At 34.8% G+C, this 21,572-nt stretch carries 14 protein-coding genes; 10 read left to right on the top strand and 4 right to left on the bottom strand.

What is annotated here, in order from left to right:
- Positions 1–324 precede the first annotated feature (324 nt).
- The 3 genes from ACGH6S_RS08440 to rph form a co-directional block, all read right to left on the bottom strand.
- Positions 325–2,109, bottom strand: coding sequence for a DUF262 domain-containing protein (locus ACGH6S_RS08440; RefSeq protein ID WP_065589926.1), 1,785 nt, complete (start codon positions 2,107–2,109; stop codon positions 325–327).
- A 285-nt stretch (positions 2,110–2,394) separates the two neighbouring features.
- Positions 2,395–3,042 (bottom strand): orotate phosphoribosyltransferase, encoded by a 648-nt coding sequence (gene pyrE / locus ACGH6S_RS08445; RefSeq protein WP_174798089.1) that lies wholly within the window; start codon positions 3,040–3,042, stop codon positions 2,395–2,397.
- Positions 3,043–3,055: 13 nt separating this feature from the next.
- Positions 3,056–3,772, bottom strand: a complete 717-nt coding sequence (rph, locus tag ACGH6S_RS08450) for a ribonuclease PH (protein WP_065561348.1) — start codon at positions 3,770–3,772, stop codon at positions 3,056–3,058.
- 161 nt (positions 3,773–3,933) lie between these two features.
- On the opposite strand from rph, the gene ACGH6S_RS08455 reads away from it, so the two are divergent.
- The 3 genes from ACGH6S_RS08455 to ACGH6S_RS08465 all read left to right on the top strand — a co-directional run bounded on the left by ACGH6S_RS08455 (position 3,934) and on the right by ACGH6S_RS08465 (position 6,540).
- Entirely contained in the window at positions 3,934–4,800 is an 867-nt protein-coding gene (locus ACGH6S_RS08455) for a YicC/YloC family endoribonuclease (RefSeq protein ID WP_065589924.1), read from the top strand.
- An 11-nt stretch (positions 4,801–4,811) separates the two neighbouring features.
- Positions 4,812–5,711, top strand: coding sequence for a DMT family transporter (locus tag ACGH6S_RS08460; protein WP_411578684.1), 900 nt, complete (start codon positions 4,812–4,814; stop codon positions 5,709–5,711).
- A gap of 145 nt (positions 5,712–5,856) precedes the next feature.
- Positions 5,857–6,540: a tetratricopeptide repeat protein gene (locus ACGH6S_RS08465; protein WP_411578685.1), complete on the top strand. Its 684-nt coding sequence runs from the start codon at positions 5,857–5,859 to the stop codon at positions 6,538–6,540.
- A 72-nt stretch (positions 6,541–6,612) separates the two neighbouring features.
- On the opposite strand, the gene ACGH6S_RS08470 is transcribed toward ACGH6S_RS08465, so the two are convergent.
- Complete coding sequence (locus ACGH6S_RS08470) at positions 6,613–7,992, bottom strand: MATE family efflux transporter (protein WP_411578686.1); 1,380 nt, start codon at positions 7,990–7,992, stop codon at positions 6,613–6,615.
- 400 nt (positions 7,993–8,392) lie between these two features.
- Between ACGH6S_RS08470 and yejK the strand changes: the two genes are divergently transcribed.
- From yejK to ACGH6S_RS08505, 7 genes are read left to right on the top strand one after another with little or no spacing between them, the layout of a single operon-like run.
- Positions 8,393–9,397 carry a nucleoid-associated protein YejK gene (gene yejK, locus ACGH6S_RS08475; RefSeq protein ID WP_065589922.1) on the top strand — a complete coding sequence of 335 codons (1,005 nt, stop codon included), beginning with the start codon at positions 8,393–8,395 and terminating at the stop codon, positions 9,395–9,397.
- A 42-nt stretch (positions 9,398–9,439) separates the two neighbouring features.
- On the top strand, positions 9,440–10,282 hold the full coding sequence (gene nfo, locus ACGH6S_RS08480) for a deoxyribonuclease IV (protein WP_174798096.1): 843 nt from the start codon (positions 9,440–9,442) through the stop codon (positions 10,280–10,282).
- Between the two features lie 34 nt (positions 10,283–10,316).
- Positions 10,317–10,454, top strand: coding sequence for a hypothetical protein (locus ACGH6S_RS08485; RefSeq protein WP_167370075.1), 138 nt, complete (start codon positions 10,317–10,319; stop codon positions 10,452–10,454).
- Positions 10,451–14,155: a DUF4132 domain-containing protein gene (locus ACGH6S_RS08490; protein ID WP_411578687.1), complete on the top strand. Its 3,705-nt coding sequence runs from the start codon at positions 10,451–10,453 to the stop codon at positions 14,153–14,155. Before ACGH6S_RS08485 ends, ACGH6S_RS08490 begins: the two co-directional genes overlap by 4 nt.
- Positions 14,149–17,892: a DUF4132 domain-containing protein gene (locus ACGH6S_RS08495; protein ID WP_411578688.1), complete on the top strand. Its 3,744-nt coding sequence runs from the start codon at positions 14,149–14,151 to the stop codon at positions 17,890–17,892. Before ACGH6S_RS08490 ends, ACGH6S_RS08495 begins: the two co-directional genes overlap by 7 nt.
- Positions 17,886–18,983, top strand: coding sequence for an ATP-binding protein (locus tag ACGH6S_RS08500; RefSeq protein WP_065609770.1), 1,098 nt, complete (start codon positions 17,886–17,888; stop codon positions 18,981–18,983). The genes ACGH6S_RS08495 and ACGH6S_RS08500 overlap by 7 nt, the downstream gene beginning before the upstream one ends.
- 16 nt (positions 18,984–18,999) lie before the next feature.
- Positions 19,000–21,567, top strand: a complete 2,568-nt coding sequence (locus tag ACGH6S_RS08505; protein ID WP_411578689.1) for a DUF5682 family protein — start codon at positions 19,000–19,002, stop codon at positions 21,565–21,567.
- Positions 21,568–21,572: the final 5 nt, after the last annotated feature.

The raw sequence follows: 21,572 nt of genomic DNA on the forward strand, positions 1-21,572 counted from the left end.
GGCCAATATTTAGAAACACCTATTTTGATACTTTAACTATCATAAAATTGTTTACCGCCGTGTAGGCAGTTTAGAAATATATAAAGATATGTCAGGTAGAGTTAGTGTTTCATGAGGTCTTTTTGTATTACAAACGGTTGAATGAATGGCCGTAATACGTTTATTCAAATTGATAATAATTTTCTTTATGATATTAACGCCATATCGCTTGTTGGTGATACGGCGTTAATTTTATTTTATGAAAATTTATTACAGTAGGTTTAACTGACTATTTCCTATAACCAACGCAATTGATTCCTACACATCATATTAGTTGATTGATCATTATTTTGCCATTTTTGGGGTATCTATCTGCTTTACTAATGTAAAATCTATAGCTAATAATTTTTCTAATCGTGCAAGTATCCAATTATAACGATCTTTTAATGCATCTTCATGCCATTGTTGATTAAATGTTTTTTGATTAAAATCATCTAATACTTTTTGAGAAAGGCGAAATGCAGTCGTGTTATTAGTATGATTACCCTGATATACGATCATTTTGACATTGAAAGGATTATTACTAGCATCAATGTTTTTTTTACCGCTTAATAATGTCAAATTAGCAATACTATGTAACCATCTGTTTTTTACTTCTTCGGTGATATGATTCCATTCTGCAATAGTCTTATATTTTTTAGGTAATATATGTTCAAGGTGCAAGTCATTATTAAGTTTTAATAAAATAGGATTAGATTGATCGGTTAGATCATACTCAATTAAAATCAAAAGAGGTTTAATCCATGCTTCTTTATCAACCATATTGGAAGTTAGCTGAGATATCGCTAATTCATAAATCTTTTCGGAATTTAACTTATTTGAAAAGATTGCTTTTAAATAATTGATATGTTTTTTTTCTTTCAGTGCTTTAATGACATTAAAAGAAGTCTGCTTTACTTGGGATAATGTTTTTCCCGCAATCCAATATAAATAATAAAAGCGTCTTAGTTCAAAAACTAATTCATCAAAATCTTTATAATTTGTTGTAATGGCTGTCATTAATATCGCTTTCCAATAATTACTCCATCTCAAATATTGGAATGAATAAATATTTTTATCTTTTGAACAATATATTTTTTCGTAATAATTAATAACAAATTGTTTTAATGAGGCTATGACTTGATTAGGATCTTGATTTTCGAATAAGTTTTGTAGCTCTTCAGTGAATGATTTTTTTTGATTTGAGCCTAATAAATAATGTGCGTAAATAATAAACAAATCATTTAAACTTATATCGTCACATTGTTTAATGAGCTGCTCCATTTCACGCCAATCAGACATAAAACTATCTTCTTTTAATTTTGAAGTGGCTAAATCATCTTTATATTTTTTATAAAGCTTTTCTAATAAAAAACTTTTTATTAAGTCAGCAGAAGTTAAATCTAAACCTCTATTATTGAGCACCTGAAACAATTTAATAGCAAAATCACGACTGGTACAATCGATACGTATAATTTTAACTTGGTAAAACAAGTAATTAATTAACTCTCCAAGTTTATTTTCAGGTAAAGAATTTAATTTCTCTTTAAAAATTAGTGCGGTATTAATAAATTTAAATTTGGGTTCTTGATCATTTTTAATTTGATATTTATATGGAGGCGGCAATATTTTTGTTGCTCCCTCGTTTAAAATATACGCTTCAAAATCAGATTGATGAGAGCTATGAGTGTGTAATCTTAAACGTGAAGCTCGGCTATTAAAGATTATTGCAGAACGGATAATATCAATGTTTACAGAAAGGGGATTTAAATTATCATGTAGATTAAGATTCGGAAAATAATCACGTATAACGCAAAATAGTATCATTAACGTTGTTAATCTTTGTTGTCCATCGACAACATCAATATAAGGGGAATTAGGTTCATCATAAGAATTTGCTGTAATAACAGAGCCAAGAAAGTAATTTGGTACGTCATTTTCATATGATTCTAAAATATCGTCCCATAACTGTTCAACTTGTTCACTTTCCCATTTATAAGGTCTTTGATACTTTGGTATTTTATAAAGATTTTTTGTATCACCAAATAATTCACTAATCGATAAACTACGGGGTTTAAAAGATTCTTCCATATTTATACCTACTTATATTTCTATTTAATTTAATTTGAAAACATTTGATTATTAGTTATTATTCTAGCAATTTACTTGTTTCATATAAATTAATTATCATGATTAATAATATAAATAAAATTTAAAAGGCTTGATATGATGATTAAATCTTAAAAAAATAAAAGCAATTATTTTACTTTATTGTGGAATTTATCTTACTGATAATAAAAATTTCTAGATAAAACATAAAAACTAAAGCCTCTTTCGAGGCTTTAGTTTTTATAAATATAGAAAAGTAAATTGTTATTACTTTATCCCAAATTCAGACCGATAAGCTTCAACTTGCATTACTTGATCTTTTCGAGCTGGATCTTTATAGAGGTACTGGATTAAATCATCAAGCGTAATAATTGAAATTACATTGCAATGATAAGTTTGTTTAATTTCTTGAATTGCTGACAGTTCACCACGACCTTTTTCTTGACGATCTAGACAAATCAGTACGCCAGCAAGTTTAGATTGGTTATCTGCTAATATTTTCATCGATTCACGAATAGCAGTTCCGGCAGTAATAACATCATCGACCAACATAACGCGTTGTTGATAGATCGAACTACCTACTAAATTACCGCCTTCGCCATGATCTTTTGCTTCTTTACGGTTAAAGCAGTAAGGAATGTCAACATTATGATGTTCAGATAGTGCAACAACGGTTGATGAAACAATAGGGATACCTTTATAGGCTGGACCAAAAATGACATCGTACTCTAAATTAGCATCCATTAGTGCGGCTGCATAAAAACGACCTAATAAAGCCAGATCTTTACCTGTATTAAATAATCCTGCATTAAAGAAATAGGGACTTTTGCGTCCCGATTTCAAGGTGAATTCACCAAACTTTAATGCTTGCCTATTTAATGCAAATTCAATAAATTCACTTTTATATGATTTCATCGATCCTCTCCAATTAATCTTTTAAGGCCTGTTTTTGTGCATCAATAATAGTTTTGATGCCATTTTTTGCTAGCTCTAACAGTTTTAATAATTCGTCATGACTAAAAGGTTCGCCTTCAGCAGTGCCTTGCACTTCAATCATACGACCATCGTCAGTCATAACAACATTCATATCGGTTTCAGCGTTTGAATCTTCTATGTATTCTAAGTCACACACTGCTTGGCCATCGACAATACCGACAGAAACAGCAGCAACTAATGATTTAATTGGATTTTGCTTAATTTTACCATCTGCAACCATTTTGTTGATTGCATCATTTAGTGCTACACAAGCACCAGTAATTGACGCAGTTCGGGTACCACCATCTGCTTGAATAACATCGCAATCTAACGTGATAGTATATTCACCTAATAAATTAAGGTCGATCATTGCACGTAGTGAACGAGCAATAAGGCGTTGAATCTCCATAGTGCGACCGGTTTGTTTACCTTTAGCCGCTTCGCGTTGAGTTCGTGAATGGGTTGCACGAGGTAGCATTCCATACTCAGCAGTTACCCAACCTTGGTTTTGACCCTTTAAAAAACGTGGCACACCTTCATCAATAGTGGCATTACAAAGTACTTTAGTTTCACCAAACTCAACTAATACAGAACCTTCTGCATGCTTAGTATAATGACGGGTTATTTTGATAGGGCGGACTTGTTCCGCAGATCGACCTGACGGGCGCATGCAATTCTCCAGATGTTACAATTAAAAAATATCTTTTTTGAGCTAATTATTTAGGGGGACATCAACAAGATAAGGTTGATGTTTAGCCTAAGCTAAGAGCATATTATACAGAATATGTGGTACAATGCCCAGCAAGTTTTTTACAAATTTAGGAAGCAATTATGATTTCCAGTATGACCGCCTATGCCAGAAAGGAGTTAAATCAATCTTGGGGAACCGCCTCATGGGAACTCCGATCAGTTAATCAACGTTATTTAGAAACCTATATCCGCCTACCAGAACAGTTTCGTTCACTTGAACCGATGATACGTGAACGACTCCGTAATCGTCTAACTCGTGGTAAAATCGAATGTAATTTACGTTTTGAATTAGATCCTGCAGCGCAAAATCAAGAACTTTCGTTAAATAAAGATCTTGCTAAGCAAATTTTAAATGCCGCAAACTGGGTTCAAACAGAGCATCAATCAGGACAAGTTAACCCGATTGATGTACTTCGTTGGCCAGGCGTATTGTCGGCAAAAGAACAAAATCTTGACAGCATATCACAAGAAATCCTAGCGTTACTTGATACAGCTATCGACGAGTTTAAAGCTGTTCGAGAACGTGAAGGTAAAGCGCTTAGTGATTTAATTGTTAAACGTTTAGAAGCCATTACCGTAGAAGTGGATAAGATTCGTAATTGGATGCCGCAAATACTTGAATGGCAAAAAGAACGTTTAAAAAGTAAATTGGCTGAAGCTAATATTGAACTGGATCATTCTCGCCTAGAGCAAGAAATAGTGATGGTTGCCCAGCGAATTGATGTTGCCGAAGAGCTTGATCGCCTAATGACACATGTTAAAGAAACTTATTCGATCTTAAAGAAAAACGAAGCGATAGGTCGTAGATTGGATTTTATGATGCAAGAGTTTAATCGAGAAACTAACACTATTGCCTCTAAATCAATTAATGCTGAAGTGACAGCCAGTGCAATTGAATTGAAGGTACTTATAGAACAAATTCGTGAGCAAGTACAAAATATTGAGTAATCACCTATCTAATGAATAAAGTACTTGGTATTTTAGCTGTCATATTAGCATCTGTTTTATGGGGGACAACGGGCACAGCAGCTACATTTGCTCCCTCGCTTTCACCTTTACTTATTGGCTCGTTAGCAATGGGCATTGGTGGCATTTTACAATGTATATTGGCGATATCCAAAATAATCAAAGATCGTCATTTGTTAACCAAACATTTTGGTTTTCTTATTGTTGGTGCCATTGCGGTAATGATTTACCCTTTAGCTTTTTATAGCTCCATGCGGTTGTCTGGCGTGACAATAGGAACGGTGGTCTCTATTGGCTCTGCGCCGATTCTTTCAGCCATTATTGAATATATTAGCAATGATTTTCGGCTAACTAAACAATGGTTAATGGGAGCTAGCTGTGGTATTTTGGGAATAATTTTACTTGCCTTTTCAGAAAATAACTCTACTACAAATCAATATGATCATATCACTATTGGCATTTTGCTAGGCTTAATCGCTGGATTCACTTATGCCTTGTATTCATGGTCTGCACGGCAATTAATGTTAAAAGGTATCGCAACAAAATCGGCCATGGGCGCGACTTTTGGTTGTGGTGGCATCTTACTCATACCTGTTATGCTACTTACAGGATCTGCATTGTTTGACTCATTAACCAATATGGCCGTTTGCGTTTATATGGCATTGATTCCCATGTTTCTTGGGTATTTATTTTATGGCTATGGTTTATCTAAAATATCAGCCAGCTCAGCTATTACTATTAGCTTGTTAGAACCAGTTATTGCGGCCATATTAGCGATGTTAATTATTGGCGAACAAATGTCATTAGTTGGGTGGTTTGGGGTTATATTGATTTTTCTGTGTCTTATGTTTGTGACCTTATCGAGTATTACAAACTTATCGGCTTCGACATAATAAGGCTACAATACGAAATACTGAACGGAATTAATAGACTTTTGTTTTATTTTGATATTACTAAAAATAGTTCAGTAATTTTAGTTTATAATAAATTAAAATATATATTTTAACTTCATTAAGTTTTACTAATAAGCAATATAACGTGAAAAAATTAGTTGCATTATTTTTATTGTTCATATGTTTCTCAAACCCATCTTATGCTCAAGATTTTCGAGATTTGAGTTTTGACGAATTATACAAAAAAGCGGCAGAAGAAAATAATCCAGAAGCACAATTTTATCTTGGCGTTAGGTACCTTTATGGTATTTCTGTCACAAAAGATGCGCAAAAAGCAATAGAATGGTACGAAAAAGCTGCGGCACAAGGTATTGTATATGCTATGACTAATATCGCTAGCTTATATTATAAAGGTGAAGAAGTTGAACAAGATTACACCAAAGCTTTTGAATGGTTTCAAAAAGCAGCAGAAAAAGACGACGAAGCTCAATTTAATTTAGGGTATATGTACGAAAAAGGCCAAGGTGTTGAACAAAATATAACGAAAGCTTTGGAATGGTATCAAAAAGCGAGCGAAAATGGCAATGTAAATGCTCAATATTCTTTAGGTGATATGTATTTTGATGGTAAAGTTGTTGAACAAGATTATAGTTTAGCTAAAATTTGGTTGGAAAAAGCAGCCGAGCAAAATGATCCTTACGCACAATGGAATCTTGGTGTGATATATTTTAATGGCTATGATGTTAAAAAAGATACCAAAAAAGCGAAAGAATTGTTTAAAAAAGCTTGTGAAAATGGAATTAAGCATGAATTTTGTGAACAAAAATAAAAACGACTTCAGTAAATAAAATTGGGCTAAATTAAAAAGGGCGTTAAGCCCTGATTAACTTAAACGGCAGTATTAATTACAACAATGTCTTTTCTTGAGTGATTTAAAATACCAATAAAGCACAAGGCAAGCTGTACCTGTTGATAACAGATCGGCTGTTGGGGCAGCAGCCCAAACACCATCAAAACCCAAAAATAATGGTAAAATATAAAGTGCTGGTAACAAAATCAAAATTTGCCTTGAAAGACTTAATAAAATCGAAATTTTTGCCATACCAATACATTGGAAAAAGCTAGTGGTAACCATTTGAAAGCCAACAAAAATAAAAGAGAGTGTAGTAAATCGTAATGCAATAGCCGAAAGTTGCACTAAATCTTCCTCGGAACTAAAAGCTCGTACCAACATATCTGGAATAAAAAATCCTAATACAAAACCGAGCGAAGTTACAACCGTTGCTACTTTCACAGCATAAAAGAAAGTCTTTTTAACGCGATCATAATTTTTAGCACCATAATTATAACCAATAATAGGTTGCATACCTTGGTTGATACCAATGACAATCATAATCACTAAAGTAATAAGCCGGTTAGCATTAGAAAAAGCAGCAATTGAATCATCGCCCGACACATTAGCAAGTGGAGCATAACGATTAAGTTGCCAGTTAATAAACACTACAACGATTGATGCCGCCATTTGCATTGAAAAAGGCGATAAACCGATTGATATAACCGATTTTGCAATTGAAAGGTCCAACTTAAAATTACGACGATAAAGCTTAATATTACTATTCTTATTTAAAAAATGTTGCATAACAAACACAAAGCTAATCATCATCGACAACGTTGTTGCCATTGCAGCTCCACGCATTCCCCAGCCTAAACCAATAATGAAAATCGGTGCCAAAATAATGTTGGCAATCACACTGACAAACATAGTTACCATGGCTTTAAAAGGGTAACCACTTGCACGCATCATATTGTTGTAGTTAAAAGTGAGGGTTAAAAAGATACTACCAGGTAGAAAAATCTCTAAAAACTCTCTAGCATAAACATGGTTAACAGGGCTAGAACCGACAAAACGTAACACGGGATCAATAAAAATAAGCAGCATTGACAGCGTAAAACCACTCAGCAGCGCAGTTAGCATAAACGACGTACCAGCGACTTTTTCGGCCTTGTCGTTTTCACCACGACCTAAAAAAATTGAAATCCGACTGGCCGAACCGATTCCAACTAACATACCAATTGCCGCTGCTAAATTCATCACAGGTAAAATAAGACCAGCAGCACTTAACGCCTCGCGCCCGATCCAATGGCCAATAAAAATGCCATCAATAATATTATAAAGTGTATTAACAATCGTTCCAATCACTGCTGGCAGCGCATATTGCCAAAATAGTGCACTGATTTTTTTATTTTTAAAATCATTATAAACATCAATAGAGTGAGCCATTGCTTTTAATTTTCCGTTGATAAATATTGTAAAGAAGTTTCAGGTAACTATACGTTTCAGTATAAAAAGCATAATCATTATTTTACATTGATAATGATACCCCCAAATTGCTTGTTAGGTATATTAGCAAAATAATAAATTCAGTTTTCGATTTTTACTTATTTCTTAATTTTAATGATTATAACTGATAGCGATTATCTAAACCTTGCTATCGCGACTGCGCTTACGTGTAGTTAAATCTTGTCAAAAAGTTTCAGGTAACTATACGTTTCAGTATAGATTTATGCAATTTAACTGTGCTAGTTTAACAGACTGGCAAATTGTTAATAGCACTTTTTCAGCGCTTTGATAAAATAATGTCCTTAATGATGATTATAGCGATCCAATAGGAACCTCACCAATGAGCGTACAAATAGAAAAGATCATACTGCATAAATTAATTAGAAAAAGCGACACCGAAATTGAACTACAACTTCGTGACTCAATGCTCGACAACGAGCAAGCGGTTGTTAATCTAATTGAAGATATCAACCGCATCTATAATAACAAAAGCAAAGCCTATGGATTATTTAATAGCGAAAGCTTATTTGAACAATCACTAAAAGAACTACGGCTAGGCAATCAAGATTTTTTACATTTCAGCCAAGAATCAACCAAACAACTACGCAACGAACTTGCCAAATATCCTTTTGCAGAAGGAGGAACGGTGGTGTTTTGCCAATATCGTTATTTAGCGGTTGAATACTTAATTATTGCGGTGTTAAATAGTTGTTTAAGTATGTTAGTTAATGAAGACTTAGATATTAGCGAAACGCAATATCTAGACATTGACCATGCCGATATTATTGCCCGTATAGACATGACCGAATGGGAAACCCAAGCCGACTCAAAACGATATTTAACCTTTTTAAAAGGACGAGTAGGGCGAAAAGTATCTGACTTTTTTATGGACTACCTAGGTGCTAATGAAGGATTAGATGCGAAAGCACAAAACAAAACACTGGTTAAAGCGGTAGATGATTACTGCCAAGAAATGCAATTTGACAAACAAGACAAAACCAACGCACGTGAAAGCGTCTACAATTACTGTCAAGCTCAATTACAAGCTGGTGAAGAAATTGAACTAAAAAATCTAGCCAACGAACTACCAACAAGTGACGATAACAACTTTATTGAATTTGTCAAAAATAGTGAATACGATTTAGAAGACACATTCCCCGTTGATCGTAGTGCATTGCGCCAACTTAAAAAATTCTCGGGCAGCGGTGGCGGATTAACCTTAAGCTTCGATTCAAATTTGTTAGGTGAACGTATAAAATGGGATCCACAGACTGACTCACTGGTTATTAAAGGTGTACCGCCTAATTTGCGTGATCAGCTACAACGCAATAGCGGCTCGAACTAATTATCCGCTAATCATAAACTAACAACGTTATTAGGACAAAAAATGAAATACATTGGTGCACATGTAAGTGCAGCAGGTGGGGTAGATAACGCCCCGATAAATGCCTATCAAATTGGCGCAACCGCATTTGCGTTATTTACCAAAAATCAACGACAATGGCACGCCAAACCGCTTGAAACAGCCACCATCGACAGCTTTAAAAAACGCTGCGAAAAATATGGTTTTACCAGCAAACAAATTTTGCCACACGATAGTTACCTTATTAATTTAGGACACCCCGATAGTGAACAGCTTGAAAAATCACGCACTGCTTTTTTAGACGAAATGCAACGTTGTGAACAATTAGGATTAACATTACTCAATTTTCACCCCGGAAGCGATCTAAAACAAATATCGGTTGATGAATGCCTAGCACGCATTGCCGAATCGATAAACATTACGCTCGACAAAACACAAAATGTGGTTGCTGTTATTGAAAATACGGCTGGACAAGGCTCTAACTTAGGCTATAAATTTGAACATCTTGCGCAAATCATTGACCAAGTCGAAGACAAAAGCAGAGTTGGAGTTTGCATTGACACTTGCCACGCTTTTGCCGCTGGTTACGATTTACGTACCGAACAAGCTTGCCAAGAAACTTTTGCTGAGTTCGAAAAAATAGTCGGTTTTCAATACTTACGAGGCATGCACTTAAACGATGCTAAAAGCGAATTTGCTAGCCATGTCGATCGCCATCACAGTTTAGGCAAAGGCAATATTGGTGAAACTGCATTTAAATATATTATGCAAGATCCAAGAATTGACGAAATTCCTCTTATCTTAGAAACCATTGATCCTGATATTTGGACGCAAGAAATAAACTGGCTAAAGGAGCAATGTCAATAGTTATTAAAGCGTTACACCTTTTGTTATCGGTGATGTGGATACAATTAAAAATAACACAATTGAAATTAGCAAAGATCCTCGTGTGTTACTAGCAGAAAGTTATGCTGATTATATGGCTGTTGCTAAGGCATGTAGCGGATTTGATCCAGAATGGGAGAAGAAAGGAATATGAAAAAAATAAATGAATTATCATCACAACAATTAATTACCACTATATTTGACCCAGTAAAAGAACTGGATAAAACCATGCCAACGCGCATTACTCAATATATCTTACAGGGTGATGAACTAAATGTATTAGTTGATTTAAATCAATTGTGTCAGTCTTCAAACACGGCTACTAAACTTTATGAGTTACTTCGAAGACCTTGTGACCTTCATTATACAAATATTTGTGACGAACCCAATTCATCCGAAAAAGCAAGAATGGCTTTTTATCAGCGGTGGACTGATGATTATACTTTTGAACAGATAATCCGTTTTGCACGAGTTTTAACGGCGTTATGTGGTAATTTACGTTTTATTAAACTTATTACTCCAGAGTTACCCTCTTGGTTTCTATACCTGTTATATGATGGATTGATTACTACGTTACCGATTTGTTGTAACAATGAAGAGCGGATTGATGAGCGAAAAAATTGGTCAATTAAACAATTGCATCAGTTGTTAGAGATTGAGGAATCAGGATTAGGTAAAAAGTTATTATTTGCTATTTTTGACCGCCAAAATATTACATATAGCGGCTGTTTTCAATATTTCTTTATGATTAATGGTCTATTACCTTATGTTATTGAGCATATCGAATTATTCAAACAATTACCGAATCAAGATATTGCGATATTAGGGCAAGTCGAACAATTAAAATATATTCGAAAGCATCCTGAACTACAAATGCCACTGATTGATTTTATTGCTGTGCAGTCATTAAATAGCTCCAAACAAGTCAATCAGCTAGCAACTGAAATGTTACTTAGTTCCCCTGTCGAAATAGTAAAGCCCCATTTACAACGTTTGTTAACTGCTGGCACAGTTAAGCAGCGTAGTCATGCTGCCGCATTACAGGCTAGAATATCCTCCGATTCGACAATCTTACAACAAGCCTTAGCTAACGAAACTAACAAAACGGTCATTGCTGCGATAGAAAGTGCTTTATCACGACTTGAAAGTGCAAATACAGCCGAACAACAAGCAACTTTAATCATTCCTGATTTTGAGCCAATCGATGATGTTGATTTACCCATTATTGCTCGTGATATTTTGCAGCAAAATTATGAAGAACATTTAATAGAAAGTGAAAAAGCGGCACAAAAAGAAGTTGAAGATAACAAAAAATATAACCTTCCATATAATTGGGCAAGAAAATACTATAAAACGTTAAAAACGATTACCTCACAGGATTTAGATGATGTCTATCACTATTTAAATGGTAAGATTGAATATTCGGCGTTACTCAAAAAAATCAATAAAAATATCGATATTAAATTTTTATTAGCCAAAAAAAGGTTACAGAATCTACCTGAATTTACGCTTTTTCATCTATTACGAGTGACTCAATTAGCTGATAAAGATACAGGCGTTTATTATTTCGAAAGATTATTTGAAAAAAATGAATTTATAAAAAAATTAGATCTTAGACAAATTGCAGATGTATTAGTAAAACTCAATTATTCTCAGCATGTGCCCTATGTCGTTGCTGTGCCATTTTTAACCAAAGATACCTATCACGATGTCTATGAAAATGAACCACACAAATTATGGCCATTTTTTGCTGAAAACGAATTTTTGCTTGATGAGGCCTTAGGTTTTGCTCCCAAACAAGAAGCCTTGTCTTATCTTAATGTTGATGTAGAAAGTACCATTAAAATATTACAAACTTTCCCAAATATTCCAACTAAATATGTTGCTTATCTATTTGAATTAGCTTTGGGCGAAAGTAAACAAGTACGCTATGCCGCACAAAACGCTTTAAGTGTGATTACTAATATTCATTGCCAAGTTGAACAAGCTTTAACATCAGCAAAGCAAGAGGTGCGAATTGCCGCCGCTAATTGGTTAGCAGAGTTAGGACAAAAATCTTCAATTAAAGCATTAAATAATGCCTTAAAAAAAGAAAAACGCGAAACTGTACAAGCTGCTTTATTAGTCGCTTTAGAAAAATTAGGCGAAGATATTAGTCAACATCTAACCGTTAAAAAATTATTAACCGATGCACAAAAAGGCTTAAAAGGTAAAAAACCTGCTGATTTTGACTGGTTTGATAAAAATCTAATTCCGCCATTAACATGGAAAAATGGTGATGTAGTTGATCCTCAAATTATTGAATGGTGGGCGTGGTTAGCGGTCAAGTTAAAAGATCCAGCTAATCCATTGTTAATTATTTATAGTCGCTTATTAAGTCAGCAAAGCCAACAGCAATTAGGCGAATTTATTTTACAAAGCTTTATTAAGCAAGATACGCGAATGCCAACGTTGGAAGATGCCGAAGCAAAAGCCAATTCATTAGCCGATAAGCGATTGCAGCGATATATTGGCTACTACCAGCAACACCCTCAATACTACCCTAGTTATGCCAATATTACTTTTGAACAAGTATTTGAAGAGATAAAAAAAGAGGCTTTGGCAGTGTATCTTGGTTCAGCCATTAAAGCGAAAGGATTATTAGCATTAACTAGTGGTATTAAAGGTCATATTGCAGTTTCGTTATTACGTAGTTTTATGAAAGATCATCAACAACGACGAGCGCAAATTGAAGCGATGCTTGAACCGCTTGCTCAAAGTGATGATCCGTTGATCATTCAACTCTTGTTATCGCTTGCCCGCCGTTATCGTGCTGCATCTGTACAAGAAAAAGCCCGCTTATTGGTAGAAAGTATTGCAGAACGCAATGGCTGGACTACTGATGAACTAGCTGATCGCACCATATCTACCGCAGGGCTAGATGATAATGGTGTGTTAACCCTTGATTATGGTGAACGCACATTTACAGCTACTTTTGATGATAAGTTTAAATGGCATTTAAAAAATGCAGATGGTGACGAAATTAAATCCTTACCAGAAGCCCGAAAAAGCGAAGATCAAGCCTTAGTGAAAGAGGCAAAAAAACAGTTTTCCAACAGTAAAAAAGAACTAACGCAATTGCTTAATATGCAAATTACCCGCTTTTATGAAGCTATGTGTACACAGCGTCAATGGCGAGTAGAGGATTGGCAAAAATACTTACAGCCACATCCTATCGTAGGACGGCTTATTCAACGTTTAATCTGGCTTGAATTAGATGAAAATGGACAGATAGTAAACAGCTTTAGACCAACTGAGGATGGTAGCTTAATTACAACTGAAGATGAAGAAATAGAACTAAATGAAGGTAATCGCATTGCCCTTGCCCACTCTGCAGTGTTGCCAAGTGCTACCACAGTAAAATGGCAAAATCATCTTAAAGATTACAAAGTCCCCGAGCTATTTGATCAATTGACTCACTCATTACCAGATATAAGTAAAGTTAAAGATGACATTATTGATGAACGTTTAGGTTGGTTAACTGACAGTTTCACGATACGTGGAATCTTAACCAAATTGGATTATAAGCGTGACAATGTTGAAGATGCAGGTTGTTTTTATGGTTATTATAAGTATTTTTCTAGTCTTAACCTGTATATTAATATTGAATTTAGTGGCAGCATGGTACCAGAAGAAAATATCCCTGTTGCTCTTTTTGACCTCTATTTTAGTAAAAAGCCAGGTTTAAAAGATAGACCAATAGCTCTCGATAAATTGCCTCCAGTGTTACTCGCTGAAGGTTATGCTAACTATATGGCGGTTGCAAATGCGTGTAGTGGCTTTGATCCTGATTGGGAAGATAAATTAATATGGTAAAGGATACTGTTGACAATAATGAGCGCAATTTATTAGCGTGTTTTGAGATTTTGCGGGGGTTAGATAAATTGATTCCTGAGCGCATTTGTAAATATATTTTACAAGGTCAAGATCCTCTAGTTTTAGAGGATTTAAATCAATTATCACAAACGTATAATAATGCAAAGCGAGTTTATGGGCGCCTAGGCTTTCCAGGTGCGACTAATATCATTTATTATTCCACTGAGAAAAAACAACCAATAAAAGCAAGAGCGCTATTTTATCAACAATGGACGGATAACTATACGCCAGAACAGATTATCCGTTTTGGTAAGGTATTGGCAGCAACCTATATTGAAAATATGCAGCAAAGTCGCATTTATTCAGAACAAAAAAATATTGATGTGATCACGCCAAATTTACCATTATGGTTTTTATATCTATTTTTAGATGGATTGGTTTCAACTTTGTTTAGCTATAATCAAAGTGCTGAAAAAATTATTCTTGAACGTCAAAATTGGTCTGTTCAACAATTACATCAATTGCTCGAAATAGAACAAAAAGGGCTAGGGAAACAACTATTATTTGCTATTTTTGACCGTCAACAAACACCAGAATCTTATTTAAAGTGTTTTTATTATGTGTTTATGATTAATGGTTTATTGCCCTATATTTATGAACATCTTGAATGGTTTAAAACCTTGCCTGAACAGGGGCTATCTAGAGCTGGTCAATTACAGCAATTACAATATATTGCTAATCAAGACAAACTTAAACAAGATGTGATTGATTTGCTTGTAAAACAATCAACAAGTAATATAAAAGCAATCAGTGAGTTAGCAACAACCTTGTTACTAAGTTTACCTATTGACATAATACAAGCTGAATTACAAGCTTTATTAGATCAAGGAACGCCTAAGCAACGTTGCCGTGCGATAAACTTATTAGTTAGATTATCTGTTAATCGCAAGATTTTAGAAGAAGCATTAACCCGTCAGACGAATAAAACCGTAATAAAAACCATCGAAGGGGCTTTATCACGATTAAGTGTCAATGAGGATGCTAAACAGCAAGAAATCGGATTAATTATTCCTCCTTTTGAATCGATCGTTGAAGTTAATTTACCTTCTAAAGCGCGAGATATTTTGCAACAAAACTACCAAGAAATATTAGTCCAACAGCAAAAGAAAGCAGAACAGGAAATTCAATATAACCAAGAATATGGTTACAAAATCACATCTGAACAACAGCGTTATGCGCAATTAAAAACAATTACTGTTACTGATTTAGATGCGATTTTTGATTGTTTAAATGGTAAAGGTGATATCAAACAGGCGGATATAAAAAATAAATTAATTTATGATGTTATTTTGAATAAAGGGCGCTTGCCATCGTTACCTGAATTTAATCTTTACCACTTATTACGTGCGGAAAAAATTTGTCATCATCAGCCTAATTCCTTTTATTTAGGTTTAAGTTTTTCTCATCATGAAATCTTGTTACGTACTGATTTACGCCAGTTAGTTGAAGTCATGAATAAAATAGATTATGTGCCAGATGCGAAACGTACCATCGCTGCCGCATTTTTAATGAATTATTATTATGAAACCACAGCTGAGGTCGATCCTAATTTAGTTTGGCCATTTTTTGCCGAAAATTCCGTTTATCTTGATGAAGCATTAGGACTACTGCCAAATCAAGAACTGCAAAACAGTGATTATTTCTTTGAGAAAGAGCGAGGGATAAAAATATTAACTTTTTTCCCGAAGTTACTAGCTAAATATGTGACTTATTTACTTGAACTGGCATTAGGTGAAACTCAATCATTACGTTTATTAGCACAAAAAGCATTGAGTATGTTGCCTGATATTCATTACCGAGTGGAAGAGGCATTAATATCAACCAAACAAGCTCAGCGTATTTTAGCTGCCAAGTGGTTGGTAAAATTAGGACAGAAATCATCAATTAAAGCACTGAATAATGCGCTAAACAAAGAGAAATCTGAATCTGTACAAGCAACATTATTAGCTGCGCTTGAAAGTTTAGGTGAAAATATAAACCAATATTTAACGCCAACAAAATTATTAGATGATGCACAAAAAGGCTTAACAGGCAAAAAACCAGCAGATGCCAAATGGCTTGATGAAAACTTAATTCCAGCATTAACTTGGCAAAATGGTAAGGTGGTTTACCCTCAAATTATCACTTGGTGGATTTGGCTTGCGATAAAATTAAAAGAGCCTGCTAATCCATTATTAATCATTTATACCCGACTTTTAAGCATCAAAAGTCAACACGAATTAGGTGTATTTATTTTACAGGCTTTTATTAAGCAAGACACACTAACGCCAACACTTGAAGAAGCCGAAATAGAGGCAAACTTAAATGCAAAACAGCGTTTGAAAGATTATTTAAATTATGCAAACCGTTATCCCGAGTATTATGGTCAATATGAAAATATGACTTTAAGCGAAGCTTTCGAAATGATAAAGCAAGAAGTGCTTTCCCGTGTGATTGGTTCAGCTATTAAATCAAAGGGGATATTATCACTAATTGGAGGCATACAAGGTAATACTGCCGTATCGATAATAAAAAACTATATTAAAAACTATCAAATCAGGCGTGGACAAATTGAAGCCATGCTTGAATCAATAGCCGTTAGTGACGATCCGCTTATTATTCAATTTTTATTATCAATTGCACGTCGTTATCGAACGCCGTCCGTGCAAAAAAAAGCAAAATTATTGATTAACCAAATTGCTGAGCAAAAACAGTGGACGGCTGATGAACTGGCTGATCGCACCATTCCAACAGCAGGTTTAGATGAATCGGGCGTACTGAGCCTTGATTATGGTGAGCGAATTTTTACAGCTACATTAGATGATAAATTTAAATTTGTATTAAAAAACGCCGAAGGTAAAGAAATTAAAACACTCCCCGAAGCAAGAAAATCTGAAGATGAAACACTTGTTAAAGAAGCAAAAAAACAATTTAGTAATAGTAAAAAAGAGCTGAAACAGTTAATTGAATTACAAATAACGCGGCTATACGAAGCCATGTGTTTGCAACGACGTTGGTCAGTTTTAGAGTGGCAAGAATATTTCTATAACCATCCCATTATGAATCGATTAATTCAACATTTAGTATGGCTTGAAGTGAATGAATCAGGGGTAATTATAAAGAGTTTTCGTCCAACCGAAGATGGCAGTTTAATTGATTTAAATGATGATGAGATTACGCTTAGTAAAGAAAACGATGTTACTGTTGCACATAGTGCATTGTTAACTAACGAAGTAGTGAAAACATGGCAAAAACATCTTGCAGATTACAAAGTTCCGCTACTACTTACACAATTTAACCATTCGTTGCCTGATGTTAGCCATGTTGAAGAAAATATTATTGATGATCGTAAAGGGTGGCTAACAGACAGTTTTACAATACGAAATATATTAATTAAACAAGGGTATAAGCGAGAAGACATTGAAGACGGTGCTTGCTTTTACGGCTATTATAAATATTTTAGCGAGCTTGAGCTTTATATCAATATTGAATTTAGTGGTAGCTATGTGCCAGAAGAGAATATTCCCGTTATACTTTACAATCTATATTTTAGTAAAAAGCAAGGGAAAAACGGTAATGCAATTGATATCAACGATGTGCCGCCAGTATTACTAGCAGAAGCTTATGCTGATTATATGGCTGTTGCTAATGCTTCAAGCGGTTTTGATCCAGAGTGGGAGAAGAAAGGGTTATGGTAAAACAAACACAAGCCATTCGCTTAAGTGCAGAACAACGTTATGCTAAAGAGTTAAATAAGTTGCTGAAATTGGATAGTAATAACAATAAACCTCAAGGCTGGCAGTTATCACCAAAATCGGTACGAACGTTTATTTTAGGTAATGAAGAGGTTGGCATCAGTCGCAAATTTTTTGGTGACGATCCCCTTGTTGATCGAGCAATAGTCTCTTTGCTTGGTAAACAAGGTTTAATGTTAGTTGGCGAACCAGGTACAGCTAAATCGATGTTATCTGAACTGCTAGCTGCAGCAATCAGTGGTGATTCAAACCTAACTATTCAAGGTACGGCAGGGACAAATGAGGATCATATCAGATATTCTTGGAATTATGCTTTATTATTAGCAGAAGGACCAACTGAACGAGCATTAGTTGGTTCGCCAATTTACCACGGTATGCAGCAAGGTAAAATTGTGCGCTTTGAAGAAATAACACGTTGTCCTCCTGAAATTCAAGACGTACTTGTGTCATTGATGTCAGAAAAGCAAATGATGATTCCAGAAATGGGACAGCATGCTAAAATTAGCGCTCGACCAGGTTTTAATCTTATTGGTACGGCAAATTTAAAAGATCGTGGTGTACATGAGATGTCGGCTGCATTAAAACGTCGCTTTAATTTTGAAACCGTTAACCCAATTACTGATAAAAACTTTGAAATAGAATTAATTCAAATGCAACTTAACCAGGAATTAGGTGAACTAAAATCGCAGATCATTATTCCAGTCGATGTCATTGAACTATTAGTAACAACGTTTCAAGAGTTAAGACAGGGGCAAACACAAGCAGGCACTAATCTGAAAACACCTGATGCGGTGATGTCAACAGCAGAAGCTGTCAATATTGTTTATGCCTCAGCATTAGATGCCTATTATTTTGATGAGGGCACCCTTGAGGGTGGACATATTGCTAAACAGCTTATTGGTGTAGTTTTAAAAGACAATGCTGATGATATTAAACGAATTCAATTTTATATGGATAATGTGGTGCGAGAAAGAGCCAAAAACTCATCAGTATGGCATTCATTCTACCAGGTGTCTAAAAAATTCTGGAAATAATAAATAGATAATCATTATGGGAAGCTCACCATTACCACAACGTCTACAAAATGCTTTGATATGTCGAGATGCATTACAACAAGCGCAGATCTATTTTGCTCCAGTGCGCCATCATAGTCCTGCTTGTAGTTATGCTTTGCGACAGTTGATTACTCAAATTAAACCGACCCATATTTTGATTGAAGCACCTGCTAGCTTTTCAGAAAAACTTGAGGAACTACTAAATAATAAGACAGAGCCACCCATTGCTATACTTTGTCAAACAGATCTTCAAGTAGACGAAGTTGTCTTTCAGAAGAATGAAGAATATAGTGAAGAATATAAAGAGGATGATAAGGCTAACTCGCCATCGCATCAAATTACTCGCTCCGTATTTTATCCATTTTGTAGTTACTCACCAGAGTGGCAAGCAATGCAATTGGCAAAACAATACAATGCAAAAATTCAATTTATTGATCTGCCTTGGGCAGAACAAGTTACTCAAGAATTCACATCATTGCAGAGCAAATCATTACTTTCTGAAACCTATCTAAAGCATAGCCAATACATTACTCAATTGGCTAAGAAATTACATTGCCGTGATCATGACGAAGTTTGGGAGCATTTATTTGAATTAAGAAATTTTACCGATCTTGCTGATTGGCAAACATTTTTTGAAGATACGTTTATTTGGTGTGCAATGGCGAGGCTTGATTACGATTCATCATCACTTGAAGCTGAAGGATCGAGCCAACGAGAACAGCACATGTTAACCGCAATTGGGCGATTAAAAAAATCGACCCCCGATGCAAAAATTGTGGTGGTCACAGGCGGATTCCATACTTTAGCATTATTTGAAGGATTATGGCAAAACAAGCTTCTATTACCCAAACGAACCGATATTACCCGATTTAATCGACAGCAGAAAAGTGGCGACAGGGATCGAACTTGGCTTATTCGTTATAGTTTTGATCGCCTTGATGCATTAAATGGTTATACAGCAGGGATGAATTCTCCTGCTTATTACCAAAAATCTTGGCAATCAATGCTAGCTTATGAACAAAATTCTAATCAACCGCAAACAACCCAATGTTATCGAAAAACACAATTGATTGATTTTTTATCGATTATTACTGATAAATTAAGAAAAAAGCAAAATTGTAGTGATGCAATTGGTTTTATCCCTTTAAAGTCGGCGATTGAACAAGCCTGTTTATTAGCTGAACTTCGAGGTCATTATGGTCCAGGTCGTTATGATCTGCTTGATGGTATTCAATCTGCTTTTATCAAAGGAAGTATTCACGATGTACGCAGTGATTTTTGGCAAATAGTTTATCGTAGCTTATCAGGAAATCAATTAGGACAAATTCCTAATGATATAGCCTCACCACCACTTGTTAATGAAGTTTATTCAACACTTAAAAAATACCGTTTTAAGCTCGACGACACATTGCCTAAAACTACCCATATTGATATTTACCGTAACCCAGAACATCGGCAACGAAGTCGATTTTTACATCTACTTGCCTTTTTGGACGTTGGATTTGCTAATCGTCTTGACGGACCAAATTATCAATATGGAACAAGGTTAACCATTATGTTTGAAGATTGGCAATATTTATGGACTCCAATGGTTGAAGCTAGGTTAATTGAGCTGTCAGAGCAAGGCACGCAACTTGAACAGATTGCTATACAAAAACTACAACAGTCAATAGAGCAATTAACAGAAGATGGAATGGCACAATCTTGTTTGTGTGCAGTAAAAGGGGTGATACAAGCGGCGTTAATGGGATTACAAACCTATTTCTCTCAATTATTAGTGAAATTATCATCATTCTTAGAAGTTGACAGTAATTTATTGTCATTAGTGGATTGTGGGCATCGTTTACTCTATTTATGGCAAGGTCGGGACTTTTTAGCACTTAATGTCAGTTCAACTTTGTTAGTATTGCTAGCTAAAGTACCAAAACAAGCCTTTTTCTTACTTGATACATTAAAACAATCCGATACAGAGCAACAGCAAGAAAATTTAAAAACATTATTATTATTTAGAAATTTAATAAATAATCTACCAGATAAGCTAGATGTGAAAAAGTTGAAACAGGATTTTTACCTGAATTTACATCGTTTACAACCGTTATTAAGCGAGGCGCCATTGATTCGGGGCGCTATTGATAGTATTGCTTATTTGGACTCTCAAATTAGCCAATCAGAGTTTGACCACAAAATAAAAATGGCTTTTGAGTTAGGATCCCAATATGAACAGGCAAGTAGCTATTTTATGGGGATAATGCAATGTGCACCCGAATTAATTATCCACTCTTCACAATTATTAACAAGCCTTGATGAATTATTAGCAAATTGGAAACAAGATCAATTTATCGAAATACTTCCTGATTTACGACTTGCATTTACGCAACTCACACCGAAACAAAATGCGATAATTGCCGAAAAAATTTCTAAAAAATATAGTGCTAAAAAAGAAGATATGAGTATTGAGCAATATAGATTTAGTGAAGAAGAATTGCAAAAAACACTTTCTTTGGAATTATCTATCTCCCAATATATTCATCAACAACAACTACAAGATTGGTTTAAACAGTAAGGATT

It is taken from the genome of Gilliamella sp. BG3 (assembly GCF_046635605.1).
In the GTDB taxonomy this organism is placed as follows: domain Bacteria; phylum Pseudomonadota; class Gammaproteobacteria; order Enterobacterales; family Orbaceae; genus Gilliamella; species Gilliamella bombi.